This window comes from Bordetella petrii (assembly GCF_000067205.1).
In the GTDB taxonomy this organism is placed as follows: Bacteria; Pseudomonadota; Gammaproteobacteria; order Burkholderiales; family Burkholderiaceae_B; genus Bordetella_A; species Bordetella_A petrii.
This window is the reverse complement of record NC_010170.1, coordinates 2,333,298-2,348,739: the sequence shown is the minus strand read 5'-3', so window position 1 is coordinate 2,348,739 and position 15,442 is coordinate 2,333,298. Positions and strand designations below refer to the sequence as shown.

15 protein-coding genes are annotated in these 15,442 nt (G+C 66.1%); 6 read left to right on the top strand and 9 right to left on the bottom strand.

Going from position 1 to position 15,442, the window contains the following annotated elements:
* Position 1: 1 nt before the first annotated feature.
* A complete protein-coding gene (norR, locus tag BPET_RS11470; RefSeq protein ID WP_012249175.1) occupies positions 2-1,543 on the top strand; it encodes a nitric oxide reductase transcriptional regulator NorR in 1,542 nt (513 codons plus the stop codon).
* A 98-nt stretch (positions 1,544-1,641) separates the two neighbouring features.
* Here the strand turns inward: norR and BPET_RS11465 are convergent, their stop codons facing one another.
* From BPET_RS11465 to galU, 4 genes are all read right to left on the bottom strand, one after another.
* The gene (locus tag BPET_RS11465) at positions 1,642-1,833 is read right to left on the bottom strand and encodes a hypothetical protein (protein WP_041862864.1); all 192 of its coding nucleotides are present in this window, start codon (positions 1,831-1,833) and stop codon (positions 1,642-1,644) included.
* 113 nt (positions 1,834-1,946) lie between these two features.
* Positions 1,947-2,429, bottom strand: a complete 483-nt coding sequence (locus tag BPET_RS11460; RefSeq protein WP_012249173.1) for a low affinity iron permease family protein — start codon at positions 2,427-2,429, stop codon at positions 1,947-1,949.
* Positions 2,430-2,480: 51 nt separating this feature from the next.
* Positions 2,481-3,566, bottom strand: coding sequence for a calcium:proton antiporter (locus BPET_RS11455; RefSeq protein WP_012249172.1), 1,086 nt, complete (start codon positions 3,564-3,566; stop codon positions 2,481-2,483).
* A 50-nt stretch (positions 3,567-3,616) separates the two neighbouring features.
* Complete coding sequence (gene galU / locus BPET_RS11450; protein ID WP_050978330.1) at positions 3,617-4,489, bottom strand: UTP--glucose-1-phosphate uridylyltransferase GalU; 873 nt, start codon at positions 4,487-4,489, stop codon at positions 3,617-3,619.
* 209 nt (positions 4,490-4,698) lie between these two features.
* On the opposite strand from galU, the gene BPET_RS11445 reads away from it, so the two are divergent.
* Positions 4,699-5,664 carry a Bug family tripartite tricarboxylate transporter substrate binding protein gene (locus BPET_RS11445; protein ID WP_012249170.1) on the top strand — a complete coding sequence of 322 codons (966 nt, stop codon included), beginning with the start codon at positions 4,699-4,701 and terminating at the stop codon, positions 5,662-5,664.
* Between the two features lie 28 nt (positions 5,665-5,692).
* Positions 5,693-6,598, top strand: a complete 906-nt coding sequence (locus BPET_RS11440) for an NAD(P)-dependent oxidoreductase (RefSeq protein ID WP_012249169.1) — start codon at positions 5,693-5,695, stop codon at positions 6,596-6,598.
* A 32-nt stretch (positions 6,599-6,630) separates the two neighbouring features.
* Here the strand turns inward: BPET_RS11440 and BPET_RS11435 are convergent, their stop codons facing one another.
* Positions 6,631-7,572: a LysR family transcriptional regulator gene (locus tag BPET_RS11435; RefSeq protein ID WP_012249168.1), complete on the bottom strand. Its 942-nt coding sequence runs from the start codon at positions 7,570-7,572 to the stop codon at positions 6,631-6,633.
* A gap of 157 nt (positions 7,573-7,729) precedes the next feature.
* Between BPET_RS11435 and BPET_RS11430 the strand changes: the two genes are divergently transcribed.
* Positions 7,730-8,605 carry a hypothetical protein gene (locus BPET_RS11430; protein WP_012249167.1) on the top strand — a complete coding sequence of 292 codons (876 nt, stop codon included), beginning with the start codon at positions 7,730-7,732 and terminating at the stop codon, positions 8,603-8,605.
* Positions 8,606-8,998: 393 nt separating this feature from the next.
* On the opposite strand, the gene BPET_RS11425 is transcribed toward BPET_RS11430, so the two are convergent.
* The 3 genes from BPET_RS11425 to BPET_RS11415 all read right to left on the bottom strand — a co-directional run bounded on the left by BPET_RS11425 (position 8,999) and on the right by BPET_RS11415 (position 12,235).
* Complete coding sequence (locus tag BPET_RS11425; protein WP_012249166.1) at positions 8,999-10,336, bottom strand: type II toxin-antitoxin system HipA family toxin; 1,338 nt, start codon at positions 10,334-10,336, stop codon at positions 8,999-9,001.
* Positions 10,333-10,632: a helix-turn-helix domain-containing protein gene (locus tag BPET_RS11420; RefSeq protein ID WP_012249165.1), complete on the bottom strand. Its 300-nt coding sequence runs from the start codon at positions 10,630-10,632 to the stop codon at positions 10,333-10,335. Before BPET_RS11420 ends, BPET_RS11425 begins: the two co-directional genes overlap by 4 nt.
* 106 nt (positions 10,633-10,738) lie before the next feature.
* Positions 10,739-12,235 (bottom strand): AMP nucleosidase, encoded by a 1,497-nt coding sequence (locus BPET_RS11415; RefSeq protein WP_012249164.1) that lies wholly within the window; start codon positions 12,233-12,235, stop codon positions 10,739-10,741.
* A 242-nt stretch (positions 12,236-12,477) separates the two neighbouring features.
* Between BPET_RS11415 and BPET_RS11410 the strand changes: the two genes are divergently transcribed.
* The gene (locus BPET_RS11410; RefSeq protein WP_012249163.1) at positions 12,478-13,086 is read left to right on the top strand and encodes a C40 family peptidase; all 609 of its coding nucleotides are present in this window, start codon (positions 12,478-12,480) and stop codon (positions 13,084-13,086) included.
* A gap of 120 nt (positions 13,087-13,206) precedes the next feature.
* Here the strand turns inward: BPET_RS11410 and BPET_RS11405 are convergent, their stop codons facing one another.
* On the bottom strand, positions 13,207-13,842 hold the full coding sequence (locus tag BPET_RS11405; RefSeq protein ID WP_041863825.1) for a TetR/AcrR family transcriptional regulator: 636 nt from the start codon (positions 13,840-13,842) through the stop codon (positions 13,207-13,209).
* A gap of 152 nt (positions 13,843-13,994) precedes the next feature.
* Between BPET_RS11405 and BPET_RS11400 the strand changes: the two genes are divergently transcribed.
* On the top strand, positions 13,995-15,416 hold the full coding sequence (locus BPET_RS11400; protein WP_407921185.1) for an MFS transporter: 1,422 nt from the start codon (positions 13,995-13,997) through the stop codon (positions 15,414-15,416).
* Positions 15,417-15,442: the final 26 nt, after the last annotated feature.

Here is a 15,442-nt window from a genome sequence, read left to right as displayed (position 1 = left end):
CATGGAAACCTTTTTGATGGCCGATCTGGTGGCCGACCTTCCCCCGGCGGTGCGGCTGCAGCGCCTGGTGTCCGGCCTGCGCACGCATTTTCGCTGCGGCGCGGTGGCGCTGCTGCAGCTCGAAGAAGATCACCTGCGCCCGATCGCGGTCGATGGCCTGGTGCAAGATGCGCTGGGCCGCCGCTTTGCCGTGGGCCAGCACCCTCGCCTGGCGGCCATTCTGGGGCGGCGCGGCATTACCTGCTTTCATCACGACAGCACCCTGCCCGACCCGTACGATGGCCTGATCGACGAACACGCCGGCCAGCCGCTGCCCGTGCATGACTGCATGGGCGCCAGCCTGCATGTAGAGGGTCAGCCGTGGGGAGTGCTGACGCTGGACGCCCTGCAGGTCGGCACCTTCGATGCCGAGGCGCGCGCCGAATTGCAGCGTGTGACCCTGCTGGTCGAGGCGGCGGTGCGCACCACCCGCCTCGAAGCCGAGATCCGCGCGTTGCGCGCGGTGCGCGGCGCAGCCGCCACCGATGCGGCCGAGGTGGGCACGGGCGGCGAGGTGCTGGGGCAGAGCCCGGCCATCGCGCACTTGCTGCACGAATTGCAGGTGGTGGCCGATTCCGAGCTTCCCGTGCTGTTGCTGGGCGAAACCGGCGTGGGCAAGGAGTTGTTCGCCCATCGCCTGCAGCAGTTGTCGCGCCGCCGCGCCAAGCCGCTGGTGCATGTGAATTGCGCGGCGCTGCCCGAGTCGCTGGCCGAAAGCGAACTGTTCGGCCACGCCAAGGGCGCCTTTTCCGGCGCCATCAGCGAGCGGCCCGGGCGCTTCGACGCGGCCAATCATGGCACGCTGTTCCTGGACGAAGTGGGTGAACTGCCGCTGGCGGTGCAGGCCAAGCTGTTGCGCACCCTGCAGAACGGCGAAATCCAGCGCCTGGGCGATGACCGCCCGCGCCATGTCGATGTGCGCATCATCGCCGCCACCAATCGCAACCTGCGCGACCTGGTGCGCGACGGCGCTTTCCGCGCCGATTTGTACCACCGACTGTCGGTCTACCCCATTCCCATTCCGCCGCTGCGCGAGCGCGGCGACGACGTCCTGCTGTTGGCCGGGCGCTTTCTGGAAATCAACCGCGCCCGCCTGGGCCTGCGCAGTCTGAGGCTGTCGGCCGATGCGCAGGATGCGCTGCGCCGCTATCGTTGGCCGGGCAATGTGCGCGAACTTGAGCACGTGCTGAGCCGCGCGGCCATCAAGGCGGTGGGGCGCGGGGTACGAACCAATGAAATCGTCACCCTGGAAGCAGCGCTGCTGGACCTGGACGGTCTGCCCGCCGCTTCCGGCCCTGCGGCGCGGGCCGTGACGGCCTCCCTGCCCGCGTCTGTGCCGCTGCGCATCGCCGTAGAGACAAGCCAGCGCGACGCCATTCGCGCGGCATTGGCCGCGCATGACGGCAATTGGGCGCGCGCGGCGCGCGCCCTGGAAATCGACCCCAGCAATTTGCACAAGCTGGCGCGTCGGCTGGGGTTGAAAGCGCTTGTCCCCAGCGCGTAAGCTCAGGCAGCTTTTTTGCTGCCTGAACGCATTGGCCGCAAGGTGTCAGGCACCCTGACGGGAGCCAGACATCTGCGCGTGAAAGACAAGCGCGCTCACTAGGCCAGGTCGATGCTGTCGGGCGACGACGGGTTCGGCCCCTGGGGCGTGCCCGGCACACGGTCGGGGTCGAACGGCGGCCGATGGGGATCTGGGGTGGGCTCTTCGGGCCTTGGCTCGCGCGGCCATTCGGGGTCGTCGGGCGGAACGCCGGGCGGGCCGCCCGGCTGGCGATGATTGGACACAGTCATGGTGTGCTCCGTTGCAATAAAAGCAGGCGTCGCGGAACAAAGGCGTCGCGGAACAAGCGTCACGCATGCAATCTGCGTGCCCGCGGGCAGGCTGGCGGACGCAATGGCCGCGCCTACTCCGGCGCCTGGCGCCCGCGCGCGGCCGTGGCCATGCGGCGGTACCGGTCGGCGATTTCGTTGAGTTCGTCTTCTTCCAGGTCTTCGATATCAACCAGTTTTTCGCTGGCCCCTTTCAAGGCCACCAGTAACTCGTCCAGTTTCACGTGCAGGGCGCGGCTGTCTTTGTTCTGGTTCTGCTGGATCAAAAAGACCATCAGGAAGGTGATGATGGTGGTGCCGGTATTGACCACCAATTGCCATACCTCCGAAAAACCGGCCCATGGCCCCGCCGCGGCCCACAGCACGATGACCAGCGCCGCGCAGCCGAAGGCGATGGGCGAGCCCGTGGCGCGGGCCACGGCGCTGGCGAAGTGATCGAACATGCGCGCCACCGTCGAACGTTGGCGCGGCTCGGCGGTTTCGCGCGGCGCCTCGGGCCGGGGGTGGTCTCCGCTGCTGGAATGCTGGGGTTCGCCGGTGCCGGTCTGGTGTTTCATTGTGTACTCCTGAGTGGCGACGGAATGGCGGCGGATGGCCGCCGGCCTGTGCTACAGGCCCAGTATGGAAAGCATCACGAACGTGGCAAACAGCACGAAGTGGGTCATGCCTTCGATGGCGTTGGTCTGGCCGTCATTCACGTTGATGGCCGCGACGATCAGCGTGACCAGCACCATTATGGTCTGGATGGGCGTCATCGCCATCTCGAACGGCTGGCCGGTATAAAGCGCCAGGGCTTCCATCAGCGGCACCGTCAGGATGACGGTAGACAGCGACGCGCCCAGGGCAATATTCACCACCGACTGCATGCGGTTGGCCAGCGCCGCGCGCAAGGCCGTCAGTATCTCGGGGCTGGCGGAAATCAGCGCCACTACGATGGCCGGCAGCGCCGGCGGCACTTGCACGTGCTCGAGCGATACGTTCAGCGTCTTGGCCATGACCTCTGACAAGGCGCCGATGATGACGACGCCAGCCACCAGCAGCCCCACCGAAAGCATCGTGGAAGGGCCGCGCGCCGGCTGCGCCGCACGCGGCCGCCGCTTCTCGGGATAGCTGTAGCTGAAAAAATAGCTGTGCGGGCCTGTTTGCATGCGCAGGAATACGGCATACAGCATCACCATGATGACAATGGTAAAGGCCGAATAAATATGCCAGTGCTCGCGCGCAATGAACTCGGGCACGATCATGGAAATGGCCATGGCCGTCAGGATCATCACGGTGTATACGCGGCCCGAATCGTCGTTGTAGGCCTGCTCGCCATGCTTGAGCCCGCCCATCAGGGCCGCCAGCCCCAGGATGCCGTTGATGTCGAGCATGACCGCCGCGTAAATGGTGTCGCGCACCAGCGTGGGCGAAGGGTCGTGCGACAACACCATGCCCAGCACCACCACTTCGACGAGCACCGCGGACAAGGTCAGCACCATGGTGCCGTATGGGTCGCCCAGACGGTGCGCCAGCTGCTCGGCATGGAAGGCCACGCGCTGCGAAGCGCAGATGATGGCGGCCACCAGCAGCACGGTGGCCGCGATAGCCGTCGACGCGCCGCTGCTGGTCAGACGGCCGCCCGCGACATACGCCACCACGGCCGACGCAATGGCCAACAGCAACAGTTTTTCCTGCCTGATTAGCATTTGCATGCGGTTTTCCCGGGATCGTACGGCAGCTTACTCCCGGCGCGGCCTCGGCCTCAATCATCGCCCGCCAGCACCGCGTCTTGTTCGCGGGAAACGCCAAGGCCGTGATACTTGCGCCCAAGCTCCATGGTGGCCTCGAAAAACCCCACCTTGCTGCCGCAGTCGTAGCGCACGCCGTCGTACTGGTAGCCGTGCACCGGGCGCTCGCGCAGTAACCGGGCAATGCCGTCGGTCAGCTGGATCTCGCCCCCTACTCCGGCCTGGGTGGCGCGCAACAGGTCGAAGATACGGGGTTCGAGCACATAGCGGCCCACCACCGCCAGCGTGGTCGGCGCTTCGGCCGGCAGCGGCTTTTCGACTATGCCCTGCAGCCGTGCGGTGCGCGCGTCAACGCGATGCCCCGAGATGATGCCGTACTGGTCGGTCTGGGCGCGCGGCACGTTCTGGATGGCGAGCATGCTGCTGTCGTGGCGGCATGCCGCATCGATGAGCTGCCCGATCGCGGGAGTATCCGCATCGATCAGGTCGTCGGCGAGCAGCACGGCGAAGGGTTCGTCGCCCACCAGCGGGGCGGCGCACAGCACCGCGTGCCCCAGCCCCAGCGGCGCGGATTGCCGGGTGTACAGGCAGGCCACATGCGGCGGAATGACGTGGCGCACGGCTTCCAGCAGGGCTGTCTTGTGCTTGGCCTGCAGGCCGGCTTCGAGCTCCGGCATGCTGTCGAAGTGGTCTTCGATGGCGCGCTTGTGGCGCCCCGTGACGAAGATCAGCTCTGTGATTCCCGCCTCGACGGCCTCTTCGACCGCATACTGGATGAGCGGCTTGTCGACGATCGGCAGCATCTCTTTGGGCATGGCCTTGGTGGCGGGCAGGAAACGGGTGCCCTGGCCCGCGACGGGAAATACGGCTTTGCGGATCGGCTTCATGACGTTCTCGGCAGTGGATGGCGCCATCGCTAAGCAAACGGCGTGCCTGCCCGTTATGCCAAAAATGGCGAGGCTGGTATGTCGCGGCCGTGGACGCTTGTTGCGGTGCTCATGGCTAGTATCGGGATCACCCGGCCGGCGCACAGGCGTGGGTCGGGGGATGCAAAAAACGGGCCATGCCCGCACGCCTAGAACCAAGGAGACAAGACATGTTGCGATTCTTTGCCGGCTGCATGGCCGCCTTGCTGCTGTCGGGGCAGGCCGTTGCGCAGGAATTCCCCGCCAAGCCCATCACCATCATCGTGGGCGTGGCGCCCGGCGGCACACTGGACACGCTGGCCCGGCTGATCGGCAATTCGCTGTCCAAGACGCTGAAGCAGCCGGTGGTGGTAGAAAACACCACCGGCGCGGGCGGCCTGATCGGCATGCAGCGCTTGCTGAAGTCGGAGCCCGACGGCTATACGCTGATGTTCAGCAACCTGTCGATGGCCATCATTCCGCTGCTGCACCCCGACGCCGGCGTAGACCCGGTGCGCGACCTGGCAACTGTGGGCACGGTCGCCACGGTGCCGATGGTGCTCTCGGTCAGCAATAAAAGCGGCATCAAGACTCTGCCCGAACTGCTGTCGCGCATGAAATCCCCGCCCAAGCTGAACTTCGGTTCGGGCGGCCCCGGCACCACGGCCCACTTGGCTGAAGGCATGTTCCTGCATCTTTCCAAGACGCAGGGCGAGCTGATCCAGTATCGCGGCTCAGGCCCCGCGCTGGCTGACCTGATGGCCGGGGTGATCGACGGCGTGATCGACCAGACCGTCACCATGATGCCGCTGCACAAAGACGGCCGTATCCGCGCGCTGGCGGTGTCCACGCCGCAACGCCTGCCCCAGATGCAGGACGTGCCCACCTTCGCCGAGGGCGGCCTGCCGCAGTTCGACCTGGCAATCTGGAACGGCGTGGTCGCACCCAAGGGCACGCCGCGTCCGGTAATCGACAAACTGGCCCAGGCGCTTTCGGTCGTGATCGACAGCCCCGAATTCAAGGGCCGCCTGGAGCAGCTCGCCGCCCAGGCACCTAGCCCGGCCGAGCGCGGCCCCGACCCGTTCGCCAGGCTGCTGGCCCAGGACTCCAAGCGAGTGGCGGACCTGGCCAAGCAGATCGGCCTGCAACCGCGCTAAAGCCCCTATTCAACCCAAAGGAACAGTCATGCCTGAAGAGACTTACGGATTCATCGGTCTGGGCAACATGGGCGGGCCGATGGCTGGCCGTCTGCTCGATGCCGGCTACGCGCTGGCCGTCTACGACAGCAATCAGGACGCCGTAGCGCGCCTGCGGGCGCGGGGCGCCACCGCCTGCGCCAGCCTGCGCGACGTGGCCGACGCCGCCGACACGGTATTCCTGAGCCTGCCCACGCCGGAAATCGTTCAGCAGGTCACCATCGGCGCCGACGGCCTGATCGGCGGCGCCCGCGCCAAGCGCGTGGTCGATCTGTCGACCATCGGGCCGCGCGTGGCGGCGCTGGTGGCCCAGGTGCTGGCGGCGCGCGGCATCCTGTACGTGGATGCGCCCGTCAGCGGCGGCGTGGGCGGGGCCGTGCGCGGCACGCTGGCTGTGATGGCCGCCTGCCCGCGCGATCATTACGATGCCCTGGAGCCCACGTTGAAGCACTTTGGCCCGGTGTTCTACCTGGGCGACAAGGCCGGCATGGGCCAAACCATGAAACTGGCCAACAACCTGCTGTCGGCGGCGGCGGTGGCTGTCACGTCCGAAGCCATGGCCATGGGCGTGAAGGCCGGCCTGGACCCGGCGGTGATGCTGGACGTGATCAATGCCGGCTCGGGCCGCAATTCTGCTACGCAGGACAAATTCCCCAAGGCCGTGCTGCCAGGCACGTTCGACATCGGCTTTGCCGCGCGGCTGGCCTACAAAGACGTGCGGCTGTGCGTCGACGAGGCCGAAGCCATCGGGGTGCCCATGATCGTAGGTGCGGCCGTGCGGGAAATGCTGGTGCTGACCACCGCGCTCTGCGGCGATCAGGCCGATTTCACCCACATCGCCAAGGTGGTCGAGACCTGGGCCGGCGTGCCGATCCGCCAGCGCGGCAGCGCGTAGCCGCCCGGCCCGAAGCGTTGCGCGCCGCGCCATCAGGAAAACACAGATGCGTCCGGCGCCCAACGCCCCTGGTCGACGAGGTCCTGGATCTGGCGCCGCAGCAGCGTGCCCAATGCGCGCACGGCATGCGTCGACGGGCGCTGCGTGGAGGTGGCGATGACCAGCGTGCGGGTAATGGTGGGGTGCACGATGCGCCAGATGCGCATGCGCCGTTGAGCGATTTGCGCAGCCACGCACGAATACGACAAGACGGCGTAGCCCAGCCCGCTTTCGACCAGGCGCAGCATCGAATGCATGGCGTCGATTTCCATTTCCACGTTCGGCGCCAGCCCGATACTGTCCAGCGATTCATCGACCAGCACGCGAATGCCGTGCGGCCGGCTGGGTAGAATCATGGGAATGCGGCTCAGGCGCGCTGCCGGCACCGGCCCGCGCCCTACCCCTGCCGGGTCGCTGGCCGGCCCCAACAGGAACAGTTCGTCCGTGAGCAAGGCCTCGGTGGGCAGCGCCGGAATGCTCAGGCGCGGGGCGTCGTACAGCACGGCGATGTCGGTGCGGCCCGCGGCCAGCCATTCGAGCACGTGGCCGCTGTAACCTTCCATGAATTTCAGCGACATGCCCGGATACGCGCGGCGGAATGCCTCGATCAGCGATACCGACAGCACCGTGGATATCGAGGCCGGCATGCCCACCACCACCGGCCCGCTGGGCGCCCCGCCGATCGCCTTGACGGCTGCGGCGGCGCTGCGCGCCGTCTCGACCAGGCCGCGCGCGTATTGCTCCAGCAGCGCGCCCGCCTCGGTCAGGGTGACGCCGCGGCCGGTGCGATGGAACAGCGCTACGCCCAATTCGTCTTCCAGCGCCTTGATCTGCCGGCTAAGAACGGGCTGGCTGATTGACAGCCGCATGGCCGCGCGCGAATACGCCCCCGACTCGGCAATGCCGATGAACAATTCCAGCTGCCGCAATTCCATGATGCGCCCCAGTCTTGGAAAGACGTCATCTTAGAGTAGCCGCGCCGCCTTGCGCGCACCCGCCGGCCGCTGCGCTTGATGCTTTACGATCATGGCTGCATGCTGTTGCGCGGGCGGCCCGGGGGCGCGCCGCGGCGCGGCTTCCCGGGATTTTCTTATGACTCCGTTCGACGTGCTGATGGCCGGCTACTACCTGACGGTCGACCCGCTGCTGGTACGCCTGCGCAAGCGGCCGCGCCTGCGCGACTGGCCGGCCGGGCCGCACCTGCCGTCCAGGCCGCTGGCCATGCATGCGGCGCTGGCCCAGGGCCCGGGGGCCGACCAGGCGCTGCGTCGCTTCACGCGCATCGCGCGGCGGTACGACATGCGCGCCCCGGGCGAAGCCGACCACGCAGCCCGTCGCCGCGCCGCGCCCATGATGCTGGACCTGGCGCAATGCGTGGATGGCGCGGGCTTCGAGGCCCTGCTGCGCCGTCATTCCCGCCGCACCCTGCCGAAAATACGCCAGGCGCAGCGGCAGGGTTATTGCGTCGAACGCTTCGCGTTACCCATGCATGTACACGACGTACACGCGGTCAAAACCTCGATGGCGCTGCGCAGTGGCGGGCCGGTACTGGCGCGCTGGCTGCTCAAGCCGCACCATGTCGGCACGCCGGCCCGCATGCCGGTCGCATGGCAGCCTCCGGGCTGCGCCACCCACTGGACCATGTGGTGGGGCGTGTTCCTGCCCGAGCCCGGGCACTGCAACGGCGCGCTGCAAACCGACCGCCGCCTGGTCGCCTACCTGAAGCTCACGCGCTGCGGCGATGTGGTGCATTACCTGGACCTGATGGGCCATAAGGACCACCTGGGCCATGGCGTCATGCCGCTAATGCATGCCGCGATCGTGCGCTGGCTGCTCGATGCGGCCGAACCCTGCGCCGCTGGCGTGCATGCCGTCTGGTACGGCGCGCTCGAACACGGCGGCCCGGGCCTGCTGACCTGGAAAAAACGCGCCGGCTTCGAACCCGTGCGCGTGATTCTGCAAGCCTGACGCAAATGCAGGCGATTGCCTAGCTCCCGCAGCGCACCAAGGTCGTAGCCAGGTATCTGACTCCCGCAGGGTGTCAGACACCGCACGGCTGGGACACCGACGCCACGCAGCGGTATCAGGCACCTTCGGAGCCTGATCCCTGACGACGCAAGCGCTGTCGGCTGCCTAGCTTCCGCAGCGCACCAAGGTCGTAGCCAGGTGTCTGACTCCCGCAGGGTGTCAGACACCGCACGGCTGGCACACCGATGCCACGCACACCGCACGGCTGGAACACCAATGCCACGCACACGGCACGGCTGGGACACCGGCGCCACGCAACGGTATCAGGCACCTTCGGAGCCTGATCCCTGGCTAGGCCTGACGCAAGCGAAGGCAGGAGCTGGCGCCTGGCGCCTAGCGCACCGATTTCACCATTGGGTGCGCGTGGAAATGCGCCAGCAGATTCTGCTGTTGGCGCGCGGTGAGGGATGAGGCGGCGATCAGGGCGGGCCATTGCGCATGCGCGGCCTTGACGCAATCGGCCACCACCCTGGCCGCCGGTTTTTCGGGAATACCCAGGCCGGCGCAAAACGCCCGCAGCATGGCCGGCGACAGGCCGGGCTTGGCGCCTGCGTCCCGCCCCGTGCGACGCGGCTGCATGGCCGGCGGCACGATATGCAGCGCGTGGCCCTGGCAGGCATGGTAGGCCGCATAGCCCACGATGTCGTACGCCGGCGCAAGGCGCGGCGTCTTGCCATCGGAATACACCAGGCCCAGGTTCTTCAGGTGCATGTCGGGGTTGCCCAGCATTTCGTTGACCACCATGCGGCGCAGCAACTCGTGCACAGCAGGCTCGCCCAGCGAATCGAACGCCAGCAGCACCGCCGCCACGTCCAGGTAAGTGGCGGCCCGGTATTTTTCTTCGGGCATGGCGCCCAGGATCTGGGCAAAATCTTCGCAATGGACGCGGCGTCCCGGCTCGCGGTCGTAGCGCACCACCGCCAGGAAGCGGGTACGCGCATCGGCGTCGCCCAGGTCGTAGCCGTGCTCGGCCGCCAGGTTTTCCAGCGGTTCGAGATAGGCGTGGCAGATATCCACGCCGGCGGCCTGGGCCAGCCGCAGCGACAGGTCTTCGAGTTCCGGCAGCAATGGCTGGCCCACCACCGGCAGTTTGGCGATGATGTGGGTGTCGTGATCGCGGGTTCGCCCCACATACCTTTCACCCTGCTTGATGACGCCCAGCTTGGGCTGCACGCCCGACAGCGAAACGCCCTGCTCCATGGGGTCGGCGGTGACCGTCATTTCGAGCGCGTCCTGGTCTTGCGTGACGTAATGCGCCAGCGCGTCGCGCGACAGTTCCACCGGCCGCGCATAGATGTTGCCCGGCAAGTCGGCACCACAAGCCGCCAGCATTTCGAAGTGGTCTTTCGGGTCGCAGCCGCGGATGCGCGCCACATGGTCGCGGAACACCCCTTCAGGCAACAGGTTCTGGAAGAATGCCGGCAGCAGCCAGCCGTTTTGCGGCGAATAGCGGCCGTTGAGCGGCTCGCTGCGCACGTCGGCCCAGAACGCCGCCTGGTCGGCGGGCGATTCGGCCAGGTAAGCCGCCGACACGACCGGCGCATCGGCCCGGCGGGCGAAGGCGTCGTCAGCCACGAACCGGGTAACGACCTCGGCCCCCGGCATGCTGTAGCGAAACAGCACGCCTGCACGCAAGGCGCCGATGAAAATGGCCAGGGCCTGAACGTTCATTCGGCTGCCTCTCTGGCAAGGCGGCGCGCCACCTCGATGCGCGTGGGCACCTTGGGCTTGACGGTGGCCCCGGCATCGACGGCCGCGGCGGCGCCCTTGGGCACCAGGATCATTTCCAGGCCCAGGCGGTCGGCCAGCGCCAGCAATGTGCTGACCTTGAAGTCTTGCTCGCCGCTGAGCACATTGGTCAGCGTGCGCTGCGCGATGCCCGCGGCATCGCGCAGGCTGGCCTGGGTCATGCCCTGCTCGCGCAGACGGTTGCGCAGGGTCTCGGCAATGGCAGGCAGGGTTTTCATGGCAATAAAGTAGTTTTTAATAAAAACGTACTACTATATTGCCATGAAATCGCCGGGACGACAAGGCACTAAAGTAGTATTTATATCAAAATAACTACTTTAATGCCTATTGAAACGCCGTTTCCATGAAAGTTCGCAGCTTGCGCGAGTGCAGCCGCTCCGGGGGCATGTCGCGCAGGCGTTCCAGTGCCCGGATGCCGATTTCCAGGTGCTGGTTGACTTGGTCGCGATAAAACGCGCTGGCCATGCCGGGCAGCTTCAGTTCGCCGTGCAGAGGTTTGTCGGACACACACAGCAAGGTTCCGTAGGGCACGCGAAAACGAAAGCCGTTGGCCGCGATGGTGGCCGATTCCATGTCGAGCGCAATGGCGCGCGACTGGGTAAAGCGCTGCACCAGTTCGTTATGGTCGCGCAGTTCCCAGTTGCGGTTGTCGATGCTGGCGACCGTGCCGGTGCGCATGATGCGCTTGAGTTCCCAGCCCGACAGGCCGGCCACCTCTTCCACGGCCTGCTCCAGCGCCACCTGCACCTCGGCCAGCGGCGGCACGGGCACCCAGGTGGGCAAGTCGTCATCCAGCACATGGTCTTCACGCACGTAGCCATGCGCCAGCACGTAGTCGCCCAGCCGCTGCGAGTCGCGCAGGCCGGCGCAATGGCCCAGCATCAGCCAGGCATGGGGGCGCAGCACAGCAATGTGATCGGTAATGGTCTTGGCGTTGGAGGGCCCCACACCGATGTTCACCAACGTAATGCCGGAATGATTCGGCCGCACCAGGTGGTAGGCCGGCATCTGCGGCAGGCGCAGCCCTCCGGCCGGCACCGGCGGCGGCGCATTGTCGCCGCGGCGGGTGACGCGATTGCCAGGCTCGACCAGCGCGTCGTAGTCGCCGCTGCCGCTGGCCATCAGGGCCCGGGCCCGCGCGCAGAACTCATCGACATAGAACTGGTAGTTGGTGAACAGCACGAAGTTCTGGAAATACGCTGGCGCCGTGGCCGTATAGTGCTGCAGGCGATGCAGCGAATAATCGACCCGCGGCGCCGTGAACGGCGCCAGAGGGCGCGGTTCGCCCTCGCGCCCGCGCCACGAGCCGTTGACGATGGCGTCGTCGGTTACGGCCAGGTCGGGCACGTCGAACAAATCGCGCAGCGGCCGGCGCATGCCTTCCAGCCGCTCGCCCTCGACATAGGCGCCCTCGGGAAAGGCGAAATGCAGGGGAATGGGCGATTCAGACTCCCCCACCTCGACCGCCACGCCGTGGTTCTGCAGCAGCAGCCCGATCTGTTCCAGGTAATAGTCGCGAAACAGCGCCGGCTGGGTGACGGTGGTCTGGTAGATGCCCGGCTCGGCCACGTGGCCGAACGACAGGCGGGTGTCGATGGGGTCATAGGTGTCGACGGCGATGCGAATAGCCGGGTAACACGCCCGTACCGGCCCCGGCAGGTCGCGCCCATTGACCACGTCCTGGAACGCGGCGCGGATATACGCGGTGTTGCGTCCGTAGATTTCGGTCAGCCGCTCGACCGCCGCCTGGGCCTGGTCGAATCGCTCGAAGCCCAGCGGCTCGGGGCTACGTATAGAAGCGGCCAAAAAGTCAACTGTCATATTGCGATTCCGGTAAGGCGGCATGCCGGCGGCAGGCTGCTTCCGATTATGCCGCAAGGCCATGACGCCCTTTGCGACCCATCAAGCCGGCGCCATTTTCAGTCATCGCCTAGTAATAACCCGTAAGTGCAAAGAAACGTCAATCCTGTAGAATGCCGTGTGGCCTCGTTGTATTAGCGCCACATTTTCGCCGGCTCGACGCAGTCAGCCACCCCGCCCGCTCCGAATTCTGAAGTGTCGCAATGACTCCCCCGACGCGAAAAGTCCGTCCTGCCCTGTCCGCTTTATCCGCATTCCTGGCCGCGCCTCTACTGGCAGCAGGCCTGTCCTGGTCCCCCCCCGCTCACGCCACCATAGCCACCGACGCCTTGGCGTCGTTGAAGGGTCTGCGCCTCATCGATCCGCTTACCGTTCCGTCCCTGCCCGAAATGGTCGTGCGCGCCGGTCTGGATGCGCTGGGTACCCCCTATGTCTGGGGCGGCGAAGATCCCGACGGCGGGTTCGATTGCAGCGGCCTTACCCAATTCGTATACCGTGAAATCGCCGGTGTCGAACTGCCCCGCACGGCGCGCGCGCAGCGCCAGGCCGGCAGCGCGGTCAGCAAGAAACACCTCAAGCCGGGCGACCTGGTATTTTTCGCCACGCGCCGGCGCGGCGGCGTATCGCACGTGGGCATTTATATCGGCCAGGGCCAATTCGTGCATGCCCCCACGCGCGGCTCCAGCGTACGCATCGACAACCTCGACAACGTCTACTGGTCGCGCCACTACGTTACCGCGCGCCGCTACCTGGACACCGCCCCCTCCGGGGCGCAGGGCCATCTGGTGGCCTCGGCCGACACCGCGCAATAAGCAGCGCTGCCGTTCCAACAAAAAAGCGCCCGCGGGCGCTTTTTTTGTTTCGCGGTGACGCCAGTACCGCAGTTCACCGGGCTACGCCAAGGCTCGATACCGCAAGGTTCATTCACTGACTCAGTTGGAGTCAGGCGTGAGTTTGCTGCGCTCGACCATCGCCAGAATGGTTTGCGCCAACTCGTCCCGCGCCTGCTCTTCGCTGAGGTCGCCCACTGCCGCCGCCTGAGACAGCCCCTCGGCCGCGCCCAACATCGCCCACAGGCTTGCCATCGACACGCCCCGCGCACCGGCGAAGGGTTCAAGGATTCGCCGGCACTTCTCGATGAACGCCTGCTGGTATTGCCGCTTGATCACCGCCAGCTCCGGCGAGCCACTGAGCGCGGCCAATACGCCGGGCATCTCCCGCCCCTGGGTCAGCACGCATTCGACATAGCTGCCGGCAATGACGCGGGCCTTGTCCTGCAACGTGGCCTTGCTGCCAGCGATAGCTGCGTCGATCACAGCCGTCTGGCGCACATCGAAATCCTGGTAGAGCGCTGCCAGCAGTCCATTGCGGGTGCCGAAGTGGTCATAGACAACCGGCTTAGTGACTCCTGCTTCGTCGGCCAGCCGCCCCAGCGTCAACGCATCCGTGCCTTCAGTCCGGATCAATTGCCAGGACACATCGAGTAGCTGGCGCAGCCGTTCATCCCTGGACAGGCGGCGGCGGACGGAGCCCTTGGAGGCGGGAGGAATTTTCGGAAGGGTTGACATTGCTATATACCAAAGGTAACTTACCATCCGTAAGTTACTTTTAGTATATTGGATCGCGGCCCGGCAGGCAACCGAGTGGCGTCCACACCCGGACCATGACTATGACTCCCCACAGGCTTTCACTTCCACAACCCGCCAGCCGTAAGGCATGGATGGGGCTTTTGACCGTTCTCGCCCTGGTGCTGCTAGTGGCGATGGACGGCTCTGTCCTGTACCTGGCTATGCCGCGCGTGACCGCCGCGATTCTGCCAACGGCGGACCAGGCGCTCTGGATTCTGGATATCTACGGGTTTGTCGTCGGTTCTTTGCTCATCACCTTCGGCAACATCGGCGACCGCTATGGACGGCTGAAGTTGATAATGGGCGGGGCCGTGATTTTCGGGCTGGGCTCTTTGGGCGTGGCGTATTCCACGACACCCGCCGGCGTGATCGGCTTTCGCGCGCTGATGGGACTGGGCGGCGCCACCCTGCTGCCCTCGGGGTTGGCCATTGTCAGCGCCTTGTTTCCTGAGCCGCGGCAGCGGGCCCAGGCCATCGGCATCTTCGCGGCCACGTTCGCGGCGGGATTTGCCATTGGACCGATCATCGGCGGGTTGCTGCTGCAGCGCTTCGACTGGGGTGCGGTGTTCCTGATCAACGTCCCCGTGGTGCTGGTCTTCCTGCTGGCCGCGCCAGTGCTGCTGCGCGAAGTGCGCACCACCACCTACGGCCGCATCGACGCGCCGAGCCTGTTGCTGTCCTTCGCCGGAATCCTGCTGTTCACCTACTCAATCAAAAGCGCGGCGGCTGAGGGCTTTACACCGATGCAGTCCCTCGCAGGGGTGGCGGGCCTGCTCGCCCTGGCGGCTTTCCTGCGCCGGCAGACGAACATCGCCTTTCCGCTGCTGGATCTGAGCTTGTTCAGGGACCGGATCTTCTCGATCGCCATTTTGACCGGGCTGTTGTCACTGGTGGTCTGGTCGGCGGCAGGCTATCTGTCGGGCATCTACCTGCAATCGGTGTTGGGCTATGAGGTCTTCGCGGCAGCGCTGATGGCCTTGCCCGGGGCCGTGGTGCTGACGGCCACCTGCGTAGGAACCAGCCACATCGTTGAACGCATCGGACGCAAGGCCGCCTTGGTGGGTACGCATGCCCTGATCGGCGTGGGCGTGCTCCTGCTGCTGTTCACCACCACCGAGGCCGGAGTCGTCGCATTTGTGGGTTCGACGGTGATCGCGGGTGTGGGCTATGGTTTGTCATTCAGCCTCGTTGCTGAAATCGCCGTGTCGGCAGTGCCGAGCGAGCGCGCCGGGGCGGCAGGCTCGATCGCGGAAACCAGCAATGAGATCGGCAATGCCTTGGGCATTACCTTGCTGGGCTCGTTGGCGGCACTGGTGTTTCGGCTGTCCGGCCCGGCTGTGGCGGGAACCTTGAGCGAGACCTTGGGCCATCCCGGAATCACAGACGCAGCCGCGATGCAGGCCAAGGAAGCCTTTCTTTCGGGGCTGCATCTGGCCTGTGGCGCAGGCGGCATGCTGATGCTCCTGCTCGGACTGGCCGCCTGGGTATGGCTGCCGCGAAAATTGTCCGAATAGAAGTTGTGTCGCCGTGGGAAAACGGC